This is a genomic window from Mycobacterium sp. NPDC003449, assembly GCF_053588415.1.
In genome coordinates, this window is sequence record NZ_JBSFPX010000078.1 from 24,568 (window position 1) to 30,786 (window position 6,219).

At 69.6% G+C, this 6,219-nt stretch carries 6 protein-coding genes; 2 read left to right on the plus strand and 4 right to left on the minus strand.

Annotated elements, in window-relative coordinates; all coding sequences use genetic code 11:
• Positions 1 to 13: 13 nt before the first annotated feature.
• From ACWDTP_RS19920 to ACWDTP_RS19935, 4 genes are all read right to left on the minus strand, one after another.
• Entirely contained in the window at positions 14 to 265 is a 252-nt protein-coding gene (locus ACWDTP_RS19920; RefSeq protein ID WP_450022838.1) for a hypothetical protein, read from the minus strand.
• Between the two features lie 97 nt (positions 266 to 362).
• A complete protein-coding gene (locus ACWDTP_RS19925; RefSeq protein WP_450022849.1) occupies positions 363 to 1,880 on the minus strand; it encodes a sensor histidine kinase in 1,518 nt (505 codons plus the stop codon).
• A gap of 117 nt (positions 1,881 to 1,997) precedes the next feature.
• On the minus strand, positions 1,998 to 2,312 hold the full coding sequence (locus ACWDTP_RS19930) for a hypothetical protein (RefSeq protein WP_450022840.1): 315 nt from the start codon (positions 2,310 to 2,312) through the stop codon (positions 1,998 to 2,000).
• Between the two features lie 131 nt (positions 2,313 to 2,443).
• Positions 2,444 to 3,823, minus strand: coding sequence for a cation:dicarboxylate symporter family transporter (locus ACWDTP_RS19935; protein WP_450022842.1), 1,380 nt, complete (start codon positions 3,821 to 3,823; stop codon positions 2,444 to 2,446).
• A 114-nt stretch (positions 3,824 to 3,937) separates the two neighbouring features.
• Between ACWDTP_RS19935 and ACWDTP_RS19940 the strand changes: the two genes are divergently transcribed.
• Entirely contained in the window at positions 3,938 to 5,473 is a 1,536-nt protein-coding gene (locus tag ACWDTP_RS19940; RefSeq protein WP_450022844.1) for a sensor histidine kinase, read from the plus strand.
• The gene (locus ACWDTP_RS19945; RefSeq protein WP_450022845.1) at positions 5,470 to 6,159 is read left to right on the plus strand and encodes a response regulator; all 690 of its coding nucleotides are present in this window, start codon (positions 5,470 to 5,472) and stop codon (positions 6,157 to 6,159) included. Before ACWDTP_RS19940 ends, ACWDTP_RS19945 begins: the two co-directional genes overlap by 4 nt.
• Positions 6,160 to 6,219: the final 60 nt, after the last annotated feature.

The window sequence follows — 6,219 nt, forward strand, 5'->3', positions numbered from 1 at the left end:
CGCACGAGGGGGCTCACCAGCCCCAGGGCCACCAGTGCCCGTAGTGGCCCCACCCGTAGCCCCCGCCGCGCCAGCCGTGATACCCCCCGTGGTGGCCGCCCCAGCCGCCGTGCCAGCCGGTCTGCACCGCGTCGACGGTGTGATCGGCCACGGCCGCCGGATGGGTCGGCAGCGGTGCCGCGGCCGCGACCGGCGCGATACTGATGGCGGCCGCCGCCGCACCGGCCGCCACCGCCACGGCGGCCCGCCGTAAAACTGTCGGCATGGTTTCACTCCTCTGAAATCGTTGTTATCCTTCCGATTCCAGGATTGCGCCGCGGCCACACCGCGTCGTTACCGCTGTCCCCCATCACGGGCTGCGGCTAACCGGAAACGGCTCCGTCGGCGTCCACCGGGATGGTGGCGGTCAGCACGGTCCCGCGGCCCGCGGGACTGGACATCTCCAGTGTGCCGCCGAGCGCCTCGACGCGGTCCCTGAGACCGATCAGCCCGGACCCCCGGGCCGGGTCGGCTCCACCGATCCCGTCGTCGGTGATCGACAGGCGCAGGTGCGGGCCGTCCGGGTGCACCCGGACCCGGACCCCGGACGCCTTCGCATGTTTGGCCACATTGGTCAGGGACTCGGCCACCACGTAATACGCCCCGACTTCGACGCTTTCCGGAAACCGCCCCGTGACGTCCACGTCGACCACGGCGGGAACCACCGAACGACGGCCCAGGGCCTTGAGGGCGGGTCCGAGACCTCCCCGCGACAGGATCGCCGGATGGATTCCCCGCGATATCTCTCGCAGCTCCTCCGAGACACCGTTGAGGCCCCGCACGATCCCCGACAGCCGTTCACTCAGCTCGTGGTGACCGTCGGGTACCGAGGACTCGGCCAGTCTCAGCTCCAAACCCAGTGAGACGAGCCGTTGTTGGGCGCCGTCGTGCAGGTCACGTTCGAAGCGCCGTCGGGCCGTGTCGGCTGCCGTGACGATCCTGGCGCGGGAGGCGGTGATCTCCACCCGGGCCGCCGCGTTGGCGATCGCGGTCGCGACGAGCCCGGCGAAATCGTCGACCCGGTACTCGGTGCCGGGTGGCAGTGGGGCCGGCCCACTCGACCCGACAAAGGCCGCACCCCAGATCCGGCCACCGACCGCGATCGGTGCCCCGGCCCCCGAACGCAGCCCGAGATCGAGGATGTACTGTGCGTCGGCCCCTGGCGCCGAACCGTAGTCGTCCTGGCGGGCGGGCGCTCCGGTGCGCGACACCATGGCCGCGACGCTGGCGCCGTGGAACGAGAACCGGCTGCCGACCCTCGTCTGGGTCAACCCGGGTTCGTCATAGGCCGCCACCACGACCGCCGTGCCGTCGGACTCGAAGCGGGCCAGGGCCGAATGCTGAGCGCCCAGGCATCGCGCCAACTCCTGGGCCACGGCGGTGAACACCTCGGCCGGCGACACCGCATGCGCGACGAGCGTCGCGACCCTGCGCAGCGCGACCTGTTGTCCGGCAAGCGCCTCGGCCTCCCTGCGGCGCTGATCGGCCTCGGCGGCCCGCGACCGCGCGTGCCCGGCGAGGGCATTGGCCAGCAGCGCGACCGGCAGGAAGATCAGCACCGCGATCACGTCCTGCTCCTCGATCGGCAACAGGCCACCGGCCGCCGCGAGGTGAAAATGGATGTAGGCCAGGGCACTTGCCAGGGTGGTGGTCACCGCGAGGCCGAGCCCCCAGCCCGCCGACACCACCAGCACACCGAACAGGAAGAGCGCACCGAAGGTGTTCTCGGGGGCCATCCTGCGCAAGGCGAACACCAGCAGCGTCTCCGCGGCGATGAATACCGCCGCGACCACGATGCCGAGCCACAACGGTGGCGACGTCGGATGCACCACCAGCGCCATCAGGCGGGCCCCCGGCCCGGGCGAACCCGGCCGGGCCGCCCGCGTTCCGGGCGGCGATGTCGTAACGGGCCGCATTCCGCATGATAGGCCCGCAACGGTGACGGCAGGCTGAGAGTGTCAGCCCGAACAGTCCAGTGACACCGTGATGGTGCGCCGCACCACGACCGGGATCAGGTCGAAATCCTTCTTGCCGTTCTTGCCGATCCGCTCGACCCGGATCAGCTTCGTCTGATTCTGCGGGTTGCGGATGCTGGTGACGATGCACTGATCCAGCGGCGCACTGCCCACCCGGTCGATGTTCACCTGATACCCGTCCGCCTGCAGTCGACCGATGGCCTCAATGGCCGATTCCGCCGCTGCGGGCCCGGCCGGAGCCAGGATGGTTCCCACTGCCGCCCCCGACGCGGCCAGCATGACGATTGCTACTCGCATGACCGTGTCTTCCTTGCCTTCTCGCGTTATATGTCGGCGACGTCGTCACCTGTGTTACGAGCACGGGCGGGGCACGGTTCAACGACGGCAAAGGGCCCGGCCGGAACCCGGCCGGGCCCTGCCGCCGAACGCTAGGCGCGGGCGGGTTCGGGGGCGGATTCGGATTCCGCGATCGCCGAGGGTCGTTCGTCGACCATGGTGAGTTCGTCGAACGGATCCTCGCCGCGCAGCACCGAGTCGACCCGGTCCTTGTCGATCGTGTGGGTCCAGGACCCGACCAGGATGGTGGCGACGGCGTTGCCGGAGAAGTTCGTGACGGCGCGGGCCTCGGACATGAAGCGGTCGATCCCGACGATCAGGCCGACCCCGTCGAGCAGGTCGGGCCGGTGCGCCTGCAACCCGCCGGCCAGCGTGGCCAGGCCGGCACCACTCACGCCCGCGGCGCCCTTGGACGCGACGATCATGAACACCAGCAGGCCGATCTGCTCGGTGACCGACAGCGGGTCGCCCAACGCGCCGGCGATGAACAGCGAGGCCATGGTCAGGTAGATCGCGGTGCCGTCGAGGTTGAACGAATAGCCGGTCGGCACCACGACGCCGACGGTGGTGCGTTCCACGCCCAGGTGCTCCATCTTGGCGATCAACCGCGGCAGGGCCGACTCCGAGGACGAGGTGGACACGATCAGCAGGTACTCACGGGCCAGGTAGCGCACCAGCTTGAAGATCGAGACGCCCGCGACCACGCGCATCAGCACACCGAGCACACCGAACACGAACAGCACGCAGGTCAGGTAGAACCCGAGCATCAGCGTCAGCAGCTGGGTGACGGCCGTCCAGCCGGTCTGGCCGACCACGTTGGCGATCGCGCCGAACGCACCGATCGGGGCCAGCCACAGGATCATGATCAGCACCTTGAACACCAGCTTCTGCACATGCTCGATGCCGCGCAGGATCGGCTCACCCGAGCTGCCCATCGCCTGCAGCGCGAACCCGACCAGCAGCGCCACGAACAGGGCCTGCAGCACGCTGCCCGCGGTCAGCGACGACAGCAGGGTCTCGGGGATGATGCTGCGGACGAAGTCCATCAGGCCGCCGGCCTCGTGCGCCGTCTCGGCGAGTTCGGCGCCCTTGCCTGCCGAGCCCTCGGTCAGGTGCATGCCAGTGCCCGGATGCAGGATGTTGCCGACCACCAGGCCGATCGCCAGCGCGAAGGTGGACATCACCAGGAAGTAGACGAAGGCCAGGCCGCCGACCTTGCCCACGGTGGCGGCCTTGCGCACCGAGCCGATGCCCAGCACGATCGTGCAGAAGATCACCGGGCCGATCATCATCTTGATCAGGTCGACGAACATGGTGCCCAGCACGCCGACGCTCTTGCCGACCTCGGGAGCCAGCAGGCCCACCGCCACACCGGCGAGCACCGCCACGATCACGGCGATGTAGAGCCAGTGCGTGCGGTCGCGGCGCCGCGGCGGCGCCGGCTCCGGTTGACGGTCGATGGTGACGCTCATCGGGTACTACCTCCAGTTCGACTTCGTTAGGGTCTGGAAGTAGTTTCAACCATGACGTGAGCCAGGTCACGTTTAAGTTCATTGTGTTCATACGACAGGCATGAGGTGGGTGGGGTGGGCAGACTCTGGCCCCGGTCCCTGGCCGGCCAGGCCATCGCACTGCAGGTCCTCGTCGTCGCCGTGATCGTGCTGGCCGGGACCGCACTCGCGCTGCTCGATGCCCGCAACGATGCCGAGACCGCCGCCCGCCAGCAGGTGATCGGGATCGCCACCGCGCTGGCCGACTCCCCGTCGACCGCGTCGGCCATTCAGTCGGGGCGGGCCACGGAGATTCTGCAGCCGGTCACCGAGGCGGTCCGCACCGGCACCGGCATCGCGTTCATCACCATCATGGCCCCCGACGGCACCCGGTTCACCCACACCGATCCCAGCCAGATCGGCGGGCACTATCTGGGCACCGTCGAGCCGGCGCTGCGCGGCGAGACGTTCAGTGAGGTCTACACCGGAACCCTCGGCCCCTCGGTGCGGACCATCACGCCGGTGCGGGCCGCGGACGGGACCATCGTCGGGCTGGTGTCGGCGGGTATCACCCAGCAGACGCTGGCGCAGCGCTGGCGGGCCCAGATTCCGCTCATCGCGGCGATCACCGCCGGGGCGCTGGCCGTTTCCCTGATCGGTGGCCTGGCGATCCGCCGCCGCCTGCTGCGCCAGACGCACGGCCTGCGGCCCGACGAGCTGCGGGTGATGTACGACCATCACGACGCCATCCTGCATTCGGTGTCGGAGGGCCTGATCGTGCTGGACCGTACCGGTGTGGCACTGGTCAACGACGAGGCCCGGCGCCTGCTGGGTCTGCCGCCGGGCCCGGTCCGGCCCGCGGATCTGCCCGCGTTCCTGCAGACCCACGATCCCGGTGCCCGCGACGAGCTGCACGTCACCGACGAGCGGGTGCTCGTGGTCAACCGGGCCAGGGTGGTCGACTCCCGCTCCGAGGTGGTGACGATCCGCGACCGCACCGAATTACAGGGCGCGCTGGGCGAACTCAGTGCGCTGCAGGTGCTGGCCGACTCGCTGCGGGCGCAGGCCCACGAATCGGCCAACAAGCTGCACACCGTCGTCACCATGGTGGAGATGGGCCGCCCGGAGGATGCGGTGCGCTTCGCGACCAGCGAGCTGGAACTGTCCCAGCGGCTGGTGGACCGGTTGTCGCAGGCGGTCAACGAGCCGGCCCTGGTGGCCCTGCTGCTGGGTAAATCGGCCCAGGCCGACGAGCGCGGCATCGCGCTGACGGTCACCGAGGACACCCAGCTCTCCGATGAGACGGTGCTCTCCGGTCAGGAGCTGGTCACCGTGCTGGGAAACCTGATCGACAACGCGATGGACGCCTGCGACCGCGACGACCCGTGGGTCGAGGTCACCGTGACCCAGGACGGCACCGAACTGCTGATCCAGGTCGCCGACAGCGGGGCCGGCATGGACCAGGAGACTTTCGAAAAGGCAATGCACCGTGGGTATTCCACCAAGTCCACCGATCCGGCCGGCCACGGCCTTGGCCTCGCCCTGGTCGCCCAGGTGGTCAAGAAGCACGGCGGCAGTCTGCGGGCCGACGTGACCTACGGCTCGGTGGTGACCGTGACGGTGCCCCGATGATCAATGTACTGATCGTCGAGGACGATCCGCTCATCGCCGAGGCGCACAACACCTATCTTGGCCGGCTGCAGGGGTTTTCGACGGTCGCGGTGGTGCACACCGCGCGGGACGCGATGCGGGCCGCCGCCGAGAACGCCGCCTCCGAGCACCCGGTCGATCTGGTCCTGCTCGACATCGGCCTGCCCGATGCCAGCGGAATCTCGCTGGCCTCCGGTTTGTCGGGGCTCTCGCCCGCACCGGACATCATCGCGATCACCTCCGAGCGGGATCTGGAGATGGTGCGCGCGGCGGTGGCTCACGGCGCCCTGGCGTATCTGTTGAAGCCGTTCACTTTCGCGGCATTCCGCGACCGGCTGGAGCGGTACCGGCGCTACCGAACCGCACTGCCCGCGGGGACCGACGCCGCGAGCCAGGCCGAGGTGGACCGCGCCCTGGCCGAATTGCGGGTTGCCGCAGACAAATCCACGGCGCCCAAGGGTGCGTCCCCGCAGACCACCGATGGGATCGCCCGTGCGGTGCGCGACGTGACCGACGGGCTGACGGCCGATGAGGTGGCCAAGCAGGTCGGGGTGTCCCGGGTGACGGCGTGGCGGTACCTGGAGCGCCTCGCCGAGGACGGCACCGTCACCCGCAACACCGAGTACGGCAAGGCCGGCCGGCCCCGCACCCGCTATCAGTGGCGCTGATTTCTCCCCGCACTTTTCCCCGCGAGCAGACGCGGCGGTACCCGGGAATGCGCATTCCGG